The 19,919-nt window shown below is 45.3% G+C and carries 17 protein-coding genes; 11 read left to right on the forward strand and 6 right to left on the reverse strand.

Annotation, left to right across the window (positions count from 1 at the left end; all coding sequences use genetic code 11):
- Nucleotides 1-19: 19 nt before the first annotated feature.
- Entirely contained in the window at nucleotides 20-358 is a 339-nt protein-coding gene (locus FN831_RS05115; RefSeq protein ID WP_142527125.1) for a nuclear transport factor 2 family protein, read from the reverse strand.
- 218 nt (nucleotides 359-576) lie between these two features.
- Here FN831_RS05115 and FN831_RS05120 point away from each other — a divergent pair, with 218 nt between their 5' ends.
- From FN831_RS05120 to FN831_RS05145, 6 genes are all read left to right on the forward strand, one after another.
- Entirely contained in the window at nucleotides 577-1,581 is a 1,005-nt protein-coding gene (locus tag FN831_RS05120; RefSeq protein ID WP_142527126.1) for an aldo/keto reductase, read from the forward strand.
- Nucleotides 1,582-1,704: 123 nt separating this feature from the next.
- Nucleotides 1,705-2,082, forward strand: coding sequence for a hypothetical protein (locus FN831_RS05125; protein WP_142527127.1), 378 nt, complete (start codon nucleotides 1,705-1,707; stop codon nucleotides 2,080-2,082).
- Nucleotides 2,083-2,192: 110 nt separating this feature from the next.
- Nucleotides 2,193-2,528 (forward strand): TolC family protein, encoded by a 336-nt coding sequence (locus tag FN831_RS05130; protein ID WP_142527128.1) that lies wholly within the window; start codon nucleotides 2,193-2,195, stop codon nucleotides 2,526-2,528.
- 47 nt (nucleotides 2,529-2,575) lie between these two features.
- On the forward strand, nucleotides 2,576-3,595 hold the full coding sequence (locus FN831_RS05135) for a TolC family protein (RefSeq protein ID WP_142527129.1): 1,020 nt from the start codon (nucleotides 2,576-2,578) through the stop codon (nucleotides 3,593-3,595).
- A gap of 4 nt (nucleotides 3,596-3,599) precedes the next feature.
- Entirely contained in the window at nucleotides 3,600-6,827 is a 3,228-nt protein-coding gene (locus FN831_RS05140) for an efflux RND transporter permease subunit (RefSeq protein WP_142527130.1), read from the forward strand.
- 19 nt (nucleotides 6,828-6,846) lie between these two features.
- Entirely contained in the window at nucleotides 6,847-7,923 is a 1,077-nt protein-coding gene (locus FN831_RS05145; RefSeq protein WP_185960388.1) for an efflux RND transporter periplasmic adaptor subunit, read from the forward strand.
- 55 nt (nucleotides 7,924-7,978) lie between these two features.
- Here the strand turns inward: FN831_RS05145 and FN831_RS05150 are convergent, their stop codons facing one another.
- Nucleotides 7,979-8,911 (reverse strand): ketopantoate reductase family protein, encoded by a 933-nt coding sequence (locus tag FN831_RS05150; RefSeq protein ID WP_142527132.1) that lies wholly within the window; start codon nucleotides 8,909-8,911, stop codon nucleotides 7,979-7,981.
- A gap of 215 nt (nucleotides 8,912-9,126) precedes the next feature.
- Here FN831_RS05150 and FN831_RS05155 point away from each other — a divergent pair, with 215 nt between their 5' ends.
- Nucleotides 9,127-11,517: a TonB-dependent receptor gene (locus FN831_RS05155; RefSeq protein ID WP_185960389.1), complete on the forward strand. Its 2,391-nt coding sequence runs from the start codon at nucleotides 9,127-9,129 to the stop codon at nucleotides 11,515-11,517.
- A 15-nt stretch (nucleotides 11,518-11,532) separates the two neighbouring features.
- Nucleotides 11,533-12,429 (forward strand): helix-turn-helix domain-containing protein, encoded by an 897-nt coding sequence (locus tag FN831_RS05160; RefSeq protein ID WP_142527133.1) that lies wholly within the window; start codon nucleotides 11,533-11,535, stop codon nucleotides 12,427-12,429.
- Nucleotides 12,430-12,442: 13 nt separating this feature from the next.
- On the opposite strand, the gene FN831_RS05165 is transcribed toward FN831_RS05160, so the two are convergent.
- From FN831_RS05165 to FN831_RS05180, 4 genes are all read right to left on the reverse strand, one after another.
- Nucleotides 12,443-13,732, reverse strand: a complete 1,290-nt coding sequence (locus FN831_RS05165) for a glycoside hydrolase family 28 protein (protein ID WP_221931270.1) — start codon at nucleotides 13,730-13,732, stop codon at nucleotides 12,443-12,445.
- 189 nt (nucleotides 13,733-13,921) lie between these two features.
- A complete protein-coding gene (locus FN831_RS05170) occupies nucleotides 13,922-14,941 on the reverse strand; it encodes an amidohydrolase family protein (protein ID WP_142527135.1) in 1,020 nt (339 codons plus the stop codon).
- Nucleotides 14,942-14,943: 2 nt separating this feature from the next.
- Complete coding sequence (locus FN831_RS05175; protein WP_142527136.1) at nucleotides 14,944-16,323, reverse strand: aldehyde dehydrogenase family protein; 1,380 nt, start codon at nucleotides 16,321-16,323, stop codon at nucleotides 14,944-14,946.
- Between the two features lie 98 nt (nucleotides 16,324-16,421).
- Nucleotides 16,422-17,036 carry a Crp/Fnr family transcriptional regulator gene (locus FN831_RS05180; protein WP_142527137.1) on the reverse strand — a complete coding sequence of 205 codons (615 nt, stop codon included), beginning with the start codon at nucleotides 17,034-17,036 and terminating at the stop codon, nucleotides 16,422-16,424.
- A gap of 144 nt (nucleotides 17,037-17,180) precedes the next feature.
- Here FN831_RS05180 and FN831_RS05185 point away from each other — a divergent pair, with 144 nt between their 5' ends.
- The 3 genes from FN831_RS05185 (at nucleotide 17,181) to FN831_RS05195 (ending at nucleotide 19,913) form a co-directional block, all read left to right on the forward strand.
- Nucleotides 17,181-17,531: a hypothetical protein gene (locus FN831_RS05185; RefSeq protein ID WP_142527138.1), complete on the forward strand. Its 351-nt coding sequence runs from the start codon at nucleotides 17,181-17,183 to the stop codon at nucleotides 17,529-17,531.
- 164 nt (nucleotides 17,532-17,695) lie between these two features.
- Nucleotides 17,696-18,433 carry an SDR family NAD(P)-dependent oxidoreductase gene (locus FN831_RS05190; protein ID WP_142527139.1) on the forward strand — a complete coding sequence of 246 codons (738 nt, stop codon included), beginning with the start codon at nucleotides 17,696-17,698 and terminating at the stop codon, nucleotides 18,431-18,433.
- A 109-nt stretch (nucleotides 18,434-18,542) separates the two neighbouring features.
- Nucleotides 18,543-19,913, forward strand: coding sequence for a glycoside hydrolase family 88/105 protein (locus FN831_RS05195; protein WP_142527140.1), 1,371 nt, complete (start codon nucleotides 18,543-18,545; stop codon nucleotides 19,911-19,913).
- Nucleotides 19,914-19,919 lie beyond the last annotated feature (6 nt).

Here is a 19,919-nt window from a genome sequence, read left to right on the forward strand (position 1 = left end):
GGTGGTTGTCACCTGATCTTTATGAAATCAAATCTGCTGATACAAATGCAATCTTCCCGTCTATGAACTCAAAATCAAAGGTGCCGCCAATCCTGCCTTCGGGGAAATCCCCTGAAAACTCAACTTCCAGATGTGCCCGGCGGCCGTCTTTTACAACCAGGCTTACCTTTCTGGTCTGCGTTTGGTAGCCAATAAAGTAGTTTACAAAATATTCTTTTATACCCTGTTTTCCTGTGAATTTCCGGCCAACAGAAGGGTCATCCAGGACCGCAGTTTCTGTGAAAAATTGCAGGTACTGATCTGTATCGTAACTGTTGCTGACCGAAATCCATTCTTCGATAAATCTTTCTATATCCATTTCTTTTATTTTTAATGAGACCACAATTCTTCACTCTGGGATTGCTGATTCAAAGATGGTGCTTATCAGCAGTGGCGGATAAACCGAAATAACGGAATGTGTAACTGTTTTTACCATCTCCGGACTGAATGGCCTCAGGGGTTTGCATACAACATTCGGGGTTTTGCATACTGTTGTCCTTCCGAGGCAAGCGAACTTTGAATCATCAAATCAGAGTTATGGAAATCAGGAAAATAAAATTGGGAAGTCAGGGACTGCTTGTCCCTGGAATCGGATTGGGATGTATGGGCATGACAGGCTTCCAGGAAGGAAACATGTATGGCAAAGCAGATGCTCAGGAAGCCATTGCCACTATCCACAGGTCTTTGGAACTGGGAGGCAACCTCCTGGATACGGCAGACCTGTACGGGCCTTTTGAAAATGAAAGGCTGATTGCCAAAGCAATTGCAGGTAATCGCGACAAATACATTATCGCCACAAAATTTGGCTGGGAGATCGACGACAGCAATAACTTAACCTGGGCCATCAATGGCACAAAGGAATATGTGAAAAAATCAGTGGAACGTTCGCTAAAAAATCTGAATACAGATTACATCGACTTATATTACATGCACCGGCTGGACAAAAATACCCCGATTGAAGAAACCGTGCAGGCAATGAGTGATCTGGTGAAAGAGGGCAAGGTGGGTTACATCGGCCTGTCTGAAGTATCATCAGAAACTGTAAAGAGGGCTCATGCTGTGCATCCTGTTACCGCAGTGCAAAGCGAGTATTCATTATTTGAGCGCAGCGCAGAAGAGCGGGGAGTACTGGAAACGTTAAATGACCTGGGAATAGGCTTTGTGGCTTATTCGCCGCTGGGCCGTGGTTTCTTAGCCGGTCAGATCCGCAGTATCGATGATTTGCCCGAAGATGATTTTCGGCGGGCAATCCCGCGCTTTCAGGAGGAGTACTTCTATAAGAATATTGAGCTGGTCAAAGCGATCGAAGCCTTGTCTGAAGAAAAAAATGTGACCTCTTCACAGCTGGCCATAGCCTGGGTAATGAGCAAGGGAATCCTTCCTATCCCGGGTACAAAACGGAGAAAATACCTGGAACAGAACCTGCTGGCAGACGCAATCGTGTTGAGCGGGGATGATCTGGCAAAACTGGAAAGCATTGTGCCGCTGGGTACGGATACCGGAAAACCATATGATGAGTTTAGCATGGGACTGATCGACTAATATTACGCTCATGCCTTATCACAGGTAAAATTTTAATTACAGACGGAGATTTGGTGATTTTATAAAATCCATTCAATATGTTTGGTAAACAGGAATGCACGCTCACCACTCATTGTAAGGGATATGAACTACAGGTTATCACATACCATCACTTTTTACACCTTTCTGGTGATGATGTTCCTGTTGCGGCCGTTTATGTCCTATCATTTATCAAGCAATGGCGTTTTTTTAAATGAAAAGGTCAGGCTGATGAGCATGTTCCAGCGGGTTGTGAAGAAGAAGGATAATCCTGTATCAGATGTAATGGAGGCTGCAGAGCTAAGCCGGGCCACTGATGCAGAAATTATTCTTCCTGTTATTTTCCTGGCCCTGATCCGCCGTCAGATTGCATGGCTGTTTTCTTTACTTGGTGCCGTTTCTGTTAACTGGAAAATGAACACGATCTTTATGGTCTGTCCATCCAATCAGTATTTTCAGTTCATATCCAGACTTCAGATCTGAGATTCCAATAATTTCTTGTAGATACTATTGCCGTTAAAGGCGTATATCGGCGCAGCTTTCTGTTCTGCACGTATCAATTAATTATTTATCCTGTTCTATTTAACAGTCCCATGAAATCCTATCTCATTAACAACGTAGCACGATTTGCTGCCTTGTGGGCTATGCTGTTGTCTTCCGGTCCGCTTGTGGCACAGCAGAAATCCACCTATTCTCTAACCGATCTCATAGATTCTGCACAGCAGCACCTGCCTGTATTGTTGCAGAAACAGGCACTGATAAATAGTGCAAAAGCTGGCATTGACGATGCCAGAAACTCTTTTCTGCCAAAAATGACGGTAGGAGATGAGCTGTCTATTGGTGCAGCAAATGATCTTACCGGTACTTATTTACCTATCGGGGGCATTATCCACGCCACATCAGGGGCATTAACGCTGAAAATAACCTGAAGGCCCAGACTGGCAATATTGCATCTGCCTTTGCGGAATACGATCTGGTGAATTTTGGCCTGCGCGGTGCCAAAGTAGGCAATGCCGTTGCCAGCGCAAATCTGCAGCAGGCAGATTTCAATAAAGAACTGTATGTTCTTAAGTTGCAGCTATCGAAGCTGTATTTTAATATTCTTAAAAATACGTACCAACTACATATCGACCAGGAGAATATCCGCAGGTACCAGTCCGTGATGACTATTGTCAATGCATTATCCGGCAGCGGAATCAAACCTGGAGTAGACTCTTCAATGGCCCGCGCTGAACTGTCCAAGGTACAGATCAGCTACAATACACATGAAGGGGCGGTGAAGAAGCTACAGCAGCAACTTAGTTTTTTAACTGGTATCAGCGCTTCGGAGATCAATCTGGACACGATCAGAAAAGACAATGAAATTACGGCAGGCCGGTTTTACGGAAACATGAACGATACCGTCTCTAATCCGTTGATTAGTTATTACAACCAGCAGCATCTGCTGTACAAATCGGCAGAAAAGCTTGTAAGAAAAAGCTATCTCCCTAAGATTATCCTTGCAGGAGGTGTCTGGGAACGCGGATCAAGTATTCAGAATTCAAATTATCGATCGCTGGACGCAGGTTTAGGTTATCAAAGGTTTACCTATGGCGGTGGAATTGCCGTTACATATGATCTATTTAACATCGTACACCGGCGCAACAAACTTTCAGTCAGTCATTTTCAAACTCAGGCGGCAGAATTTCAACTCCGACAGCAAAAACAGGCCATCAGCTCTGCTACTGCCGAAGCTGTGATTGCAGTGTCTACCGCAGAAAATAACCTCCGCGAGCTGCCTCAACAGCTTAAGGCAGCACAAGCTGTATACAGCCAGAAAGTAGCACAGTATAAAGCCGGTGTCATAGACCTGATTGATCTTACAAATGCGTCTTTTCTGCTGTATACGTCGCAGCTGGACTACGTGGAAACCTTAAACGAATGGTACCAGGCCAATCTGGAAAAGGCAGCCTCAACTGGCAACCTGGATCAATTTATTCAAACTATTAAAAGATAAACAAATGGTAAAAGCAGCACTAAAAAGACCAATCACCATCCTGGTGCTATTTGTGGGTCTCTTAATGTTTTCGATTCTTTCTCTACGTACCGTACCTATTGATATATTCCCTTCGCTGAATTCCCCCACAGTGTATGTGATCCAGCAGTATGGAGGAATGAGTGCACAGCAGATGGAAGGTTTCTTTTCCACAAAAATGCAGGATCATTTTTTGTATGTAGACGGTTTAAAGAATATCGAAAGTAAAAATATCCAGGGATTGACCCTGATTAAACTTTCTTTTTACGAAGGTACAGATATGGCCGAAGCATCGGCAGAAATCGCCATCCAGGTAAACCGCTGCCTGTCTTTCTTCCCGCCCGGGGCGCTACCTCCGGAAGTAGTGCGGTTTGATGCGTCCTCTCTGCCTATCGGAGAGCTGGTATTCAGCAGCAAAACAAAGTCATTGAACGATATCTTTGATATGGCAGGTACCATCATCAGGCCACTGTTTGGAAAGGTTCCCGGACTTTCTGCTCCCCCGGCCTTTGGATCAAATGCCCGTTCCATTATACTCAAGGCAGATCCACAAAGGCTGCGCGAGTACAATATTACCCCCGAGCAGGTAGTAGAGGCCCTGGCTAAAAATAATGCGATGACGCCCTCCGGGAATGTGCGTATAGATAGTACGATGTATATTTCATCTGTGAATTCACAGGAAGAAAAGGTAAAGGATTTTGCCGATATACCTATAGTAAGTAACGGCGGCCATACGATTTTTGTGAAGGATGTAGCCAAAGTAGAGGATGCTTCAGACATCGTGGTGGATTACGCGCTGGTGAACGGCAAACGCTCTGTATATTTTCCAATTGTAAAAACGGCAAGTGCTTCTACATGGGATGTGGTACAGAACCTCCGTAAAGAAATCCCTGAGATGCAAAGCTTGCTTGGCAAGGACGTACACATCAGTTACGAGTTTGACCAGAGTGTGTTCGTAATGAACTCGGCAAAAAGTTTAATGACTGAAGGTATTCTCGGAGCAGTGCTCACGGGCTTGATGGTGCTGCTGTTTCTGCGCGACTGGCGAAGCAGTCTTGTAGTGATCATCACTATTCCCGTGGCTATACTCAGCACTGTTTTCTGCTTAAAGATGGCGGGTCAGACCATCAACATGATGACCCTCAGCGGGCTGGCGCTGGCAATCGGTATTCTGGTTGACCAGGCTACTGTTACCATTGAAAATATCCATCAGCACTTTGAAATGGGTAAAAGTAAAAAGCAGGCCATACAGGATGCCTGTACAGAGATATCGTTTCCATTATTACTGATCCTGCTTTGTATCCTGGCGGTGTTTGCTCCTTCTTTTGTGATGAACGGAGTGCCAAAGGCAATGTTCCTTCCCCTGTCGTTATCGATTGCATTTGCAATGATCATCTCTTATATCGCAGCGCAGACCCTTGTTCCTATTATGTCCAACTGGATTCTGAAAGCTGAGATGTATGAGTATCACCATGCTGATTTCCACGCTCATGCGGGACTTGACCTGAACAAACAGGAAGGGGAAGAGATAGCGTTGCATAATGAAGAAGATCTGAAGCATCCTGAGGAGAACGACTTTTTCCAGCGGATTAAGGTTGGCTTGCTTAATCAGCTGAACAAGTGGATTCCTAAACGGAAACCCATCGTTGTTTTCTATCTGGTAGTAGTACTGCTCTTAACAGCATTAGGTTTTGTGATGATCGGGAAAGACATGCTTCCGCATTCAAATGCCGCACAGATGCAGCTGAGAGTCCGTGAACCTGACGGCACGCGACTGGAGATCACTGAACGTACCGTAAAAAAAATCTTAAGTATTGTTGATTCTACCGTACATGGAAAAGTTTCTATCAGTTCTGCGTTTGTGGGCCCGGTATCCGCAAATTATGGGCACAGTAATTTATATGTCTTTAACAGCGGTTCGCACGAGGCAGTGATCCAGGTGCAGCTGGATGAAGATTTCAAAGCTGATATGGACGTACTCAAAGATCAGATCCGGGCGGCCATCAGGGCAAAGTATCCGCGGGTGAACTTGTCCTTTGAGCCTATCGAGCTGACAGAAAAATTAATGTCGCAGGGTTCTTCAACGCCGGTAGAAGTTAGGGTGGCTGCAAAAGATATGGGCGACCTTGCAGCTTATTCACACCGGTTGGTCGCACGCCTGCAGAAGATACCCTATCTCCGGGATGTGCAGATTGCACAGCCTTTGAAATTTCCAACCATTAATATCAAACTGGACAGGCAGAAGCTTTCCCAACTGGGATTAAGTATAGACAATGTATCCAAAACTATTTCTGATGTGACAGCTTCCAGCCGTTATACCCTGAAAAACCTGTGGCTGGATAAGAAAAAACAATATACTTATAATACAGAAGTACAGGTTCCGGAATATATGATGAATAATCTAGAACAATTGCTGGCAACTCCCATTATACCAGGTAAAATGCGCCCGCTTTTATCAGATATTGCTACCCTTACAGTAGATTCTGTACCAGGAGAATATGACAGGTCGGGCCCCCGCAGGTTTCTTACGATCAATGCCAATATTTACAAGAAAGATCTGGGCACTGCTACTGCGGCGGTTCAGGAGGCAGTTGACGAAATGGGTACTCCGCCTGCGGGCCTTGTTGCTCAGGTAAAGGGGATGTCTTCCCTTTTAACAGAAACGCTGGACTCTTTGCAAAATGGTTTAATAGCAGCCATTATCGTGATCCTGCTACTTTTAACTGCCAATTATCAGTCTTTTGGTCTGGCAACCTCTATTATATCTACCGTGCCTGCTGTACTCTTTGGCTCTATAGGTATGCTGTTGTTGACAGGCTCAACTTTGAACCTGCAATCTTATATGGGGATTATCATGTCTGTAGGGGTCTCTGTGTCTAACGCGATTCTGATCGTTAACAATGCAGAAAGCCTCAGGCTTGAGTACAGGGATCCATTTAAAGCAGCAACTGTAGCAGCGAGCATCAGGCTGAGGCCTATCCTGATGACCAGTATGGCAATGATCGCCGGAATGATACCTATGGCCAGCGGTCTGGGAGAATCCGGCGACCAGTCGGCACCACTGGGCAGAGCCGTAATTGGTGGCCTGATCACCTCAACTATAGCTGCTTTATATGTAGTACCTCTGGTTTATGCATGGATACAACAAAACGCATCTTACAAAGATGTCTCAATGCTGGCAGACACAGAACTCAAAAACGAATCCCAATCATAGCCTATTAAACCAAATCATCATGAAAGTAAAATATATAGTAATTGCCTGCATCCTTGTTTTATCAGCAGCATGTTCTTCGCCAAAACCGAAAGAAAAAGAAGTGGAAGCAAGTAAGCCCCACTACCGCGTTACCAGTGTACAGCGTGCCGGTATGGAACAAACGGTTAAACTTCCTGCACAACTGGCAGCCTATCAGGAAGTGAGTGTTTTTCCAAAAGTAAACGGTTATGTAAAGAGCGTTCTGGTAGATATCGGTTCCAAAGTCACAAAAGGGCAGCTGCTGATGACACTTGAGGCGCCAGAGATCCTGCAATCGGCATTGCAGGCAAAGGAAAAATATGCGCGTTCACAATCAGATTTTAACCTGAACAGGGAGAATTATGAAAGGCTGCGGATTGCCTCCCGAACTCCCGGCGCGATATCACCGATGGAACTGGCCACCTACAAGTCCAAAATGCAATCTGACAGCGCATTGAGCAATGCCGAAAAGGCAAGCTGGCAAATGCAGAAAGTGCTGATGGGATATCTTCGGGTAACGGCACCATTCAGCGGTGTGATCACCGACAGAAATACACATCCGGGAGACCTTGCCAGCGCGGGCTCTAAAGACAGTAAACCTATGCTGGAGTTAAAGCAGGTTGATCACCTTCGCCTGCAGGTAGAGGTTCCTGAGGGATTGGCGGCCGCACTTAAAACCGGGGATAAGATCAGCTTTTACCTGTCGGCATTGCCAGGCAAAAAGATGACAGCAACGATCAGCCGCAAAGCCGGAAATGTAAATATTCAGTACCGGTCTGAACGTGTAGAACTGGATGTGGATAACAGAAACGGAAAGTTATCACCTGGTATGTACGCAGATGTAATTATGAAGGTAAAAGGCAGTCCGGAGGATCTTGTTGTTCCTAAAGCCGCAGTAGTAACTTCAACAGAAAGAAAATACGTGATTGCCATACGAGGCGGAGAAACGATGAAGGTTGATGTTTCGACGGGAATAGAATTCCAAAATAAAGTGACTGTTGCGGGAGACCTGAAAAATGGTGACCAGGTCATCGCTGAGGCTAATGATGAGATAGAGGAGGGGCTTAAGCTCAATTAATATCACAGAATCCCAAAAGTTTTCCCCCTTCAATCCATGGCTGAAGGGGGAAACTTTATTTTCTGAATAAATCTGCCTTAATTTTTATCATCTCGCCCAGTAAAGTAGTGATAGGGACTTCCAGGTTTCCGGATGCCTTTGCTATTTTGCTGATGGCAAGATTCAATGTTTCAATTTCCGTTTCATGGCCATTCAGGATATCCTGATAAGTGGATATTTTCTGGCCATCCGAGATCTTACTGATGTTGACCATATAGTCTAGGACATCATCTTCTTCCAAGTGAACACCCTGCTGGGCAGCAACGGCAACGCATTCCCGGATGACAGTCCTGGCAATCGCACGGGCACTTTCATTCCGATGAAATATACCGTTGTCAATTTCCAGCAATGGACAAATGGAATTGGCAACACAATTGATGATCACTTTTTTCCAGAGCACTTCCTGAATATTTTCTTCAGCAATAAAAGGGAAAACATCAGTTGATATCTGGCTGATAATATGTTGCAGTCCTTCAGATGAACCAGTAACAATACCCACCGGGGAGGTCGCGGCCCGCCTGAACCTCACATTTGTTTCCGAAACAGATTGGCTTGTTACGAAAAGTACGCACCGGTAAAGTTCTTTAAAACCCCGCTCGATAAAGCTGTTTTCGATATTCAGGCCATTTTGCAAAAATACAACAGGGCAGTGGCGGGCTTTATTTTTTAATTTTTCTGCTAATTTTTCATTTCCAAAAGATTTATTTGTCAGCAGGATGATCCCGTCCATATCAGAATGGCTGCTCAGGGTACTGATAACTACTTCTGCCTTTAAGGTCTGCTCTCCGGTTTCTACCTCAATGGTTTCTGTGTAGTCGGGCTGGTTGTCAACACTGCCTCTCAGCAGGATCACGTTTTTTCCATTTAAAGTAAGGGTCACGGCTAATGCTTTTGCGATAACACCATTGCCAATGAGGTAGATGTTTTCGCTTGTGGGGTATGCTGTCATATTATAGTTGTTGTTATTTTACTTAAACTTTATGTTAATATTTATACAACGTGTTAATCGTAATCCTTAGTATTCCTGAAATAACAACTAAGGGAAATTGAGCTGCGGGAAATTTTAGCGGATAATTTTTTATACCTGACTTAAATAGTTTTTAACACCTCTTTGGAATTGGTCTAAATAATCTATATTCGTCCAATTATTATTCATCATCCAATATGCAACTTTTTACATTACCCACTCGGACGGAACGACCGCCATTGTTTATCAAACTGATCTATATCATCACCATACTATTCCTGATCAATCCACTGATTATTTCAGCCCAAAGTTCAGGTACAGAAACCGCTGCTGTAACGGGTATGATTACCGATGCGGGAGGGCAACCGCTTCCCTATGCAACCGTTGCCATTTCCGGTGGTGGAAAGAGCCATACGGATGAACGGGGCATTTTCAGCTTTAAGGGCCTCAGTGCCGGTTTGCACCAAATCACGGTAAGTATTGTTGGCTATCACACGATAAAAAAGGATGTTACGCTGGCCGCTGATCAGGTTACAGATCTATCCCTGCAAATGCAGGAAGAAAATGCACTGTCTGAGGTGGTAGTTACTGCAGGACGGAAAGCGGAGAGTATCAGGGATGTTCCTTCCTCGGTGAGCATTCTGAATGCCCGGCAGGTAAGCGAACAACTCAATGTGAACCCTTCCATCGCATCTATTTTAGGTAATTTAATCCCAGGCTTAGGTACGGCCACAAATAAAGCCACCAATTCTGGCCAGACCCTCCGGGGGCGGCAGGTGCTGGTACTGGTTGATGGTATTCCGCAATCCACACCGCTAATGAATGGCAGCAGGGATATCCGTACGATAGACCCGGCAGTGATTGAAAGGGTAGAGGTCATCAAAGGGGCAACCTCTATCTATGGTAATGGCTCGGCTGGGGGTATTATCAACTTTATCACGAAAAAGCCGGAGGCCGGTAAGGTGTTTTCAGGTACTTCAAGTGTGGGCATGAGCGGCAACCTTGCCAATCCTTCCAATACCCTTGGATACCGTGTGTCGCAGTCCTTTGCAGGTACAATCAAGCGGTTTTCCTATGTCCTGAACGGCACATATAATTATACAGGTGTACAGCGCGACGCCAAAGGGAATGTGAATGCCCAGCCGGATGGCCTCGGAGAAAATTCTCTTTACAACACCTTTGTAAAACTGGGTTACCATATCAACGATAACAGTGATATTACTGCATCATACAACCTTTTCCGCAGTACCCAGAACAGTGATTACGTAAATGTAACAGGCAAATATGGGGTAAATCCATCGGTAGGCCAGAAAGGCGATGATCCCGGAGAGCCTGCGGGAACTCCATATAACCACAACGTCCTGGTTACCTACAGTAAAAAGGCACTCCCGCTAAATACCAGCCTGGATCTCTCGGCTTATTACAATGGCTTTATATCCATGAACCGGTATGTAGCGCAGGGAACCGCCTGGTATGGGCCGGGACAAACCAAGATCCAGTCCTTTAAAAAGGGCGTCAGGCTTACTTTAAATACCCCATGGAAGATGGGCGCACTGGGCGAAGGTGAGGTTACCTACGGACTTGATCTGCTCAATGACCGTACCAACCAGGTGCTTACCGACGGACGGGTATATATTCCGGATATGAATATGGTAAATCTTGCGCCGTATGCACAAATGAAGCTGGACCTGCTTAGTAATTTTATCCTAAAGGCGGGTATCCGCTATGAGAATGCAAACGTAAAAGTCAAAGATTACAATACGATCGCCAAGGGGCCAAACAACCAGGGCAGTATAGCGGTGACGGGCGGAAAGATCCCTTACAATGCCACTACTTTCAATGCAGGCTTGCGCTACAATAAATATGACTTTTTTAATCCTTTTGTGAGTTTCTCACAGGGCTTTGCGATCAATGAGCTTGGCAGGATATTACGAAGTGCCACAAGTACTAATCTGGAAAGTATTGCTACAGATCCGATTATCACAAATAATTATGAAGCTGGATTTAGCAGTACACTCGGAAAGCTGAATATCACGGCATCTTATTATGTAAGCACCTCCAATCTGGGCGCCAATCTGGTAGATAACGGGAGCGGTGTACTGGTAGCCCAGAGGGAACCTGAAAATATTCATGGTTACGAACTTACGGCCGACCTGCTGCTCAGTAAGGTATGGACCATTGGCGGGAGCTATGCCTATGTTGAGGGTAAATCCAAACAGAGCAATGGCACAAAAGTTTACCTCAATGGCCTGCGTATCGCTCCGCCAAAAGCAACTGGTTATTTGGGCTTCCGTCCGTCAGGCGCTTTTGATATGAAGCTTTTCTGGGTTTATACAGGCAGCAGGGACCGTTTTGATGTGAGAACAAATGGGCTGTACGCCAACAGTGAAGGGCCGGTTACCTCTGTTCATCTTTTTAACCTTGCGGCGAACTATAAATTCAGTAGTAAATTTTCAACAGGGCTGGGCGTAGAGAATTTGTTCAATAAATCTTACTACCCTGTCGTGAGCCAATACCGCGCTGTGGATGCGGAATATGTAAGGGGCATTGGCACAACAGCCAATCTGAATTTCTACTATAATTTTTAAAAATACTTTTGTATCATGAACGCTATCAAATCAGTTTCTGAATTTCACCGGCTGCTGTCGCTGCCTTCTCCACGGCATCCCCTGGTCAGCGTGATTAACCTGTCACAATCGATATTTCTAGAAGATGAAGTCTGGAAAGGATTTGTAAACAGGTTTTATTGCGTTGCGCTGAAGAGAGAGGCTACAGGCAAAATCAGATACGGGCAGCAGCACTATGATTATGATAAAGGTGTTTTAAGTTTTACAGCACCTAATCAGGTACAGTACCTGGATATCCATAATATGGAATGCGGTTCTGGCTATCTGCTGATTTTCCACCCTGATTTTTTATTGAAACATCCACTGGCAGGCAGCATCGGTAACTATGGTTTTTTCTCTTATGCGGTAAATGAAGCGCTGCACCTTTCTGCTGAGGAAGAAGATGACCTGATTACAATTCTTGATAAGATCCACAAGGAATGTGAACATATTGACAAGCATACACAGGAAATTATCTTGTCGCAGATTGAACTGCTGCTCAGCTATTCCAACAGGTTTTATGAGCGCCAGTTTATTACCCGCAAAAACAATAACTACGAATTGCTGGCAAAATTTGAGCAGCTTGCAGATCATTATTTTCAGAGCAACCAGACAGCGCAGTCGGGCCTTTTAACCGTACAGCATATTGCAGACCAGATGAACTTGTCTCCCAATTATTTGAGTGACCTGTTGCGGGTGCATACCGGGCAGAATACCCAGCAGCACATTCACGAAAAATTAATCGAAAAAGCGAAGGAGCAGCTCTCTGCAACAAAGCTGACAGTCAGCGAAATTGCCTTTGCCCTGGGCTTTGAGCATGCGCAATCCTTTAGTACGCTTTTCAGGAAAAAGACACAGATGTCGCCCTTAAAGTTCCGACAGATATTTCAGTAAGTACTCCTGTGCTTTAATTTACTTTGAAGCCCTCAACATTCTCCTGGATATATTTTTCGCCCTTAACGCTTGCAGCATTAACATCTGTAAGTACAACGTTTTTTACCGGCAGTTCTTTTTGTGCAAGGATCCTGGATACAAATTTCACATCCGCTGCGGTGATATGTTCCAGGAACACATCCTGTATAGGTGTCAGTTTCTTTTCATAAGTTGGGACAAGCGTACGCCACTGGTATAAGACATCGGTTTCTATCCCAAGTATACCGAGGTCGATTTTACCTGATGTAATATTGCTGGCATAGATATTTTTCACAAATCCGCCCATTCTTTCATTCGTTTTAATAAAGATGAGGTGGTCCAGTTTAGCTCCCTCTAAAACCTGACAGTGATCGATGAACACATTTTCAATCCCACCAGACAATTCGCTGCCGATTGCTACCAGCTGATGCCCGTTTTTGACAGTGCAGTTGCGGATCACCACATTTTTTGCAGGCGTCTTATAGATCCAGCCTTCAGGATTCCTGCCGGATTTGATCGCAATTGCGTCATCCCCCTGATCGAACGTACAGTTTTCAATCAGCACGTTCTGGCTCATTTCTGGGTCAACTCCATCGTTGTTGTGTCCATGGGCATATACTTTTACATTTCTAATCAGCACATTTTTTGACAGGTAGGGGTGGATCGTCCAGAAAGGGCTGTTGGTAATGGTAATTCCTTCAATCACAACATTTTCACAGCGGTTAAATTGGATAAACTGCGGGCGCAGATGTGCGGTGTCGTTTACCATCTGCCTTTCTTTCAGGGGCGTCCTTTTCCAGGCAAGATTGTACAGCCGTTTAATACTCTCCATATGCGCTTTGGGGCGGGCAAACCATTTTTCCCAAACCTCCATTTTGGCTTTAATTTCTCCCTCACCGGACAGCGCAACATTTTTGCACTGGTATGCGTAAATCAATGGCGAATAATTAAGGCATTCCATACCTTCCCAGCTTGATGATACGGCAGGAAGATAATCCGATGGGTTTCCGGAAAACAGAAGCACGGCGCCTTTGGCCAGGTGGAGGTTGACATTGCTGCGCAGGTGTATCTTTCCTGTTAACCATTCTCCGCGGGGGATAACCACCACACCGCCGCCAGCGGCACTCGCTTTTTTGATTGCCTGCGCAATGGCGTTAGTTGTTTTCAGCTGGTCGCCCGCTTTTGCACCAAAGGAAGTGACCACAAAAGAATCACATTTACTGAAATTAGGTACCTGGATGGCAGGCATCGTAAAAGGAGCCTTAACCTGAATCAAATCTTGCATTACTACTGGCAGGGGGTCATGAGATACGCTTTCACTGTTTGTAAAGGCTACGGTTATTGAAAAAGCACAAAAAATGGCAATCAGAGTGGAGATCTTGAATCTGGTCATATGGAATATACTGGTTGTACAGGAAAGATAGGTTTTATTCCTGTATGGGCCATCCTTGTCCATGCTGGTATTGTGCTGGCTTTATCTCATTTCGCGTATTTGTTTCCTGCTTAGTCTTAAAAACCGGGCAGCGTTGTTAAAAAAGATATCCCGTTTTTGTGCTGCAGTAAGGAAAGGCGCATGCTGGATATTGTCAATGCTGATCTCCATTGCCTTGGGCCAGACCATCTGGTCTGAACCGTACATGATCCTCTTTCCAAAACCGGCGTCAACAAGGCGCTTCAGATAACCATAAAATTCTTTTTTCGGCAGGATGTAATCAATCACCCCAAGATCAACATACAGCTGAGGGTAGGTATAAAGCATTGCGATCATATCATCGATCATCGGCCAGCCAGCGTGCATGGCATATACCCGTAGTTTGGGATGCCTGATCATCGCTTGTTCCAATACCAGCGCGCTGTGCATGCGTGCCCTGTATTTTACTGCGCCCTGGAATGGTGCCCCGGGCGGGCCAGGGCCAATATGAATGCCAATGGGGATGTCCAGATCTTCAGCCATTTGTAAATAGGGTTCAAACACACTGTCTGAAGGGGTTATGCCCTCGTACTGAATGGCAATTTCTGAGAATACTTTAAACTCCCCGGATTTGAAAAGCCTCCTCAGTGAATCTGCATCCAGCTTCTCCGACTGTATATGACTAAAATCCCAGTAAACGGCATTAATGATATGTTTTGGTTCTGCAGCCTTCCACTTTCTTACCCTGTTGATGCTTCCGCTCAAAACCCCATAGATATTTCTTTTGCGCAGAATATGAAGTGTAGACGCTTCCAGTTCATGATCCGTTAGCGCCGAAGTTACCGATTTGTCGTTCCATTCAGCGGTTTTTTGCACCCGCTGATACACCTCGCCAAAGTCGTGCTGAGGATCATTGCCTCCCCAGTATTTGAAGGGCGCACCGAGTTTTAATGGAGGCGGGCCCAGTTCCGTTACACTTAAGGCATGAAGGTGCATGTCGATAACAGGAAGGGGCCGCTGCTGCGCGGATACCCCTGCTGAAAATTGTAATAACGGAAGAAACAGCCAAAGTGCTTTTCTCATATTTAGTATTCAAACCAGTTATTTAAAGCCTGTAATTTGTCCATTGTATAAGGCGGATACAGATGATCTATCGCGGCACCTGCGGGAGAAATGAGGATAGACTTTGGATTGGTCAGCGAGTCGAAACCAAATTTTCCTACATAATTCCCCATGCCCGAACTGCCCACGCCGCCAAAGGGAAGCGTGGCCACAAACAGTTGTACGTTAACGATATTTACGCCTCCTCCACCGAAAGAGAGCGATTTCAGCAATTTATCTGTATTGGTTTTATCGGTGCTGAATACATAGGTGGCCAAAGGTTTTGGTGCATTATTAATGTTGCTGATGGCCTTGTCCAGATTTGTGTAGGTAAGAATAGGAAGGATAGGCCCGAATATCTCGTCTTCCATAATTTTATCTTCCCAGGCTACCGGATAGAGCAGGGTCGGCGCCACATATCTTTCTGCTTCGCTACTTTCGCCGCCTGCTACTACTTTACTCTGATCGATTAGCCCTGCCAGTCTTTTTACATGACCTGCGTTTATGATAGAAGAGTAGTCCGGATTATTTTTAGGATCATCGCCATAGAGTTCAACCACGGCTTTTTTAGCTTCTTTAACAAATTCTTCTGCTACAGATTCATGCACATAGGCGTAACCCGGGGATGCACAAAACTGTCCTGCCCAGGTTGTAGCTCCCCAGACAATTTTTTTTGCTGCATCGGCGATGTCAGCCGTTTCATCAATTACCGCCGGGTTATGTCCGCCCAGTTCGAGGACCACCGGTGTAAGATGTTCAGCTGCTGCCCTGAGTATGATTTTGCCTACCCTTGCACTGCCGGTGAAGAAGATGAAATCAAAAGGAAGTTTTAGGAGTTCTGTGACCTCTTCAACTCCACCTGATACTACGGCTACTGCCTCCGGCTCAAAATATTGTGGAATCAGTTTATCCAGCAATGCGCTCGTTGCCGGTGTATCTACACTTGTTTTGAGCACTACAGTGTTTCCTGCAGAAATAGCCGTGATCGCAGGGTAGAGCAATAAGAGGATAGGTCCGTTAAAAGGGCCGATGATCAATGTTGAGCCAAATGGGTCGCGCTGGATTGCACCGCTGTAGCCCGCATCTGCAAGAAATTTTGGTACAGCAGCAGGAATGGGTTTCAGCCAGTTTTTTAATTCTGACTTTACAAGTTCGATAATGCCAAGCGGGGCGTTTACCTCAAAAACCTGCTCTGAAATTGCAGTTTTAAAATCCTGGCTTACCGTCTGGTAAAATTCATTCATGTTTTCTTTGAGCATGCCGGCCATTCTGTCCAGTTGCCCTATGCGCCATTCCAGTGATTTGGTGATACTGGTGTTGAAATAAGATTTTTGTCTGTTTAATAATTCCTGGTACTTGTTCATTGATGTATTTTTTTACCAAATCTCAGGAATCAGAAGATGCTGGTCATTCACCCGGGTTAACTAATACAACTATTTTGAGTATGACGTAAATACTAACGTTAAGCCGACGTATGCATGAGGCGGGCACGGATCCTGCTTAAGGACTGCGGTGCTATGCCCAGATAGGATGCCAGGTAATGATTGGAAAACATCTGGGTCAGAAAGGGTTCTTCTTTCAGGATCTTAAGGTAGCGTTGTGTGGCCGACTTGGTTATAAGGGTATAAATCTTGTCATACAGTACAACGAATGCTTTTTCATTGAGGATGCGCATAAATGTCTCCAGTGCCGGGGCCTGCTGATTTTCATTGTCGAACATATGCCTGCCCAGCCTGATCATTTTGATATCGCTGAGGGCTTCGATAGACATGGTGCCGGGCGTATCCGTCAGAAAGCTTTTATAATCTACTACAAAAAGGTTCTTGATATGGCTGAAGGGTTCATTAAAATGAAATAACCAGGTGACCGTTTTGCCTGTATAATCGGTATAGTACGACCGGGCGTGTCCGGAAACTATGAAATAAGCATGCCGTGCTGTTTCGCCGGTAGTAAACAGCATGCTCCCGCGCGGAAAGCTTACTTCCCTGGCATGTGCTACGATGTTGTCTGTAGCAGGGCCGTCCAGGTCTACAACAGAACTGATATAATCGAGCAGGGGTTTACAGAAATCAGACATCAGGCAAAAGTAATTATACCAATTGGTATATTGAGATTTTATTTCATCTTTAGGAGCATCGGCAATTCTTGATATATAGCAATTTGTTAACCTAGGTGAACTTTTTAGCAATTGGGGTTTGGTAGGTTTGAACAAATCTACTCCATGAAAATAGCCTATTTTTTTATGTCGCCCGCAGCCGGAATATCCAGGCTGATCTATAACATTTTACCGGAACTTGAGAACGGTAAGCATCAGCTGAACGTAACTGCGATGTGCTTTTTTGACGAGAACGAAATTGCGCTTCAGCTGGACAATGAAATCGGCCGCCGTCTGGCAAAGTTGTCAAAAGAAAAAAACATCCTGCTTCTGCGCGGAGAAACTACGGCCATGAATGGGCGCAGCCCTGCGGAGTGCGTGGTTACCCTCATCGCCGATGGGGAGGAGACAGGATGTTTTCCTGATTTCTACTCAGCCGTGGGTGATCACAAACCTGAACGCTTGATATCTTTATAATGATCTCCCTGCAATAAAACTGAGTTCCTCAATCACAGAAAAGTAATAATACTGATTGGTATATAATTACGGATATTCCATATAAAAAATAAATATACCTTTGGATTATACCGATAGGTATATTATCGGTGTGTCAAAAAAGAACTAACACTAACCCAAAAATAATGGATATTCAAAACAAAAAAACGCTGATCACCGGTGGAGGATCCGGTATCGGCTTTAGCATTGCCAAAGCATTTTCAGAGGCTGGCGCAGAGGTGATTTTGGTTGGCCGCAATGAAGAAAGACTGAAGATTTCTGCAGCTTCGCTCAAAAATGCAACATATATCGCCGCGGATGTAGGCAATACGGATGATGTACAGAGATTGGTTGAAACCGTTACCAGGGACGGTGGAATCGATATCCTGATCAATAATGCAGGGGTTGCAAACTATCTTCCGGCGTTATTGGGTGATGATTACCATGAAAAGGCAAAAGAAGAAATGGATATCAATTTCTTTGCTGTATTAAATCTGATCAACAAATTTTTGCCGGTGCTCAAACAAAGAGAGGCTGCTGCCATTATCAATCTGGAATCCATACTGGTATATGCACCATCTATCAATGCCTCCACATATTCCGCCTCTAAAGCAGCACTGCGTTCGTACTCACAGTCGCTGAGGATGCAGCTCGAAAAAGAAAGTATCAATATTAAAATTTTTGAGGTATTCCCTCCACTGGTGGATACAGACATGACTGCCGGACTTGATATTGTGAAAATTGCACCCGAAGTGGTTGCAAACGACCTGGTTGCAGCGGTATTGACAGATGAATTCTATATCAGAAGCGGCATGACGGAAAATATATACCAGGCCATGCTGGCCTCTCCCGAGAATGCGGTGCTGCTCATGAATAGTCACTAGACATCCAACCTTTAGTAGCTAACCATTGCGGCCTGAAAAATGGCAGCAATGGTTTTTGTGTATTTAATTACAACAAAATTTCTGATATTTAAAAAGCCAAATATCAGATATGAAACCGAAAAAAATTATTGTACTCATTCTTCTCGCACAGTCGTTAACTTATGTTTGTCCCCTTGCGGCGCAACAGAAAGTTCCTCAGAACGATGTTACTGCACCATTGCACCTGATGAAGCCGGAATATCCTGTGCCTTATGGAAAACCTGAGGCAAAAGAAATTACGGCCGTGCTGATGCGGGTATGGAAATATCTTGATTCCGTAACACCGGCAAAGGTAATTAACAGTAAGAGCGGGGCTGAAATCACCGATTGGAAGAAACTCAATGCAGATGCGGTATTTGCTCCGGGCGACTTTAGGCTCACGAGCTATGAATGGGGCGTAACCTACTCAGGAATGATCAATGCCGGCCTGGCCACCGGAGATCAGCGTTTTACGGAGTATACCACACAGCGGCTCAAACTGATTGCGGATATTGCTCCTTATTTCGCAGCGCTTTTGAAATCAGATCCGAAGGCAGCTTCAGCTGTAAGGACGGTGCTGCAGCCTCATGCGCTGGATGATTCCGGGGCACTTTGTGCAGCGATGATCAGGTCCCTGCTGGGCGGGAATACAAAGGCGCTCCGACCGCTGATCGATAATTTCATCACTTACATCAGCAGCAAGCAGTACAGGTTCCCTGATGGAACACTGTCCAGAAACCGGCCTGCAGCTCAATCACTCTGGCTGGACGACCTCTACATGAGTGTGCCTGCACTGGCACAGATGGGAAAACTGACTGGTGATCAAAAGTATTACGATGACGCAGTTAAACAGATCCTCCAGTTCTCAGAAAGGATGTTCAATAAAGAAAAAGGCGTTTACATGCACGGCTGGATACAGGGGATGACTTATCATCAGCAATATCACTGGGCACGCGCCAATGGCTGGGCGGTAATCGCAATGGTAGAACTGCTGGATGTGCTTCCAAAAACTCATGCAGGCTATGCTACCGTGGTTAAGCAGTTACAGTTGCATTTTCAGGGACTCGCGTCTTATCAGGACGGTACCGGTTTCTGGCACCAGTTGCTTGACCGCAATGATTCCTATCTGGAAACCTCTGCTACCGCGATGTATGCTTACGCGATAGGGAGAGCTGTCAATCATGGTTATGTAGACCAGCATGCCTTTGCCCCGGTAGCCATGCTGGCCTGGAATGCGGTAAGCACCAAGGTAAATGCCATGGGGCAGGTAGAAGGTACCTGCGTAGGCACAGGCATGGGCTTCGATCCGGCATTCTATTATTATCGTCCTGTTAGCGTACATGCTGCGCATGGCTACGGCCCTGTCTTACTGGCAGGCGCAGAAATGCTGATGATGCTCAAAAACTTTGATTTTGACATCAACGACAGTGCACTGGTTTTAAAGGCAGTTAAAAACAAATAAGAATGC

Source organism: Pedobacter westerhofensis, assembly GCF_900182595.1.
GTDB classification, from domain to species: Bacteria; Bacteroidota; Bacteroidia; order Sphingobacteriales; family Sphingobacteriaceae; genus Pedobacter; species Pedobacter westerhofensis.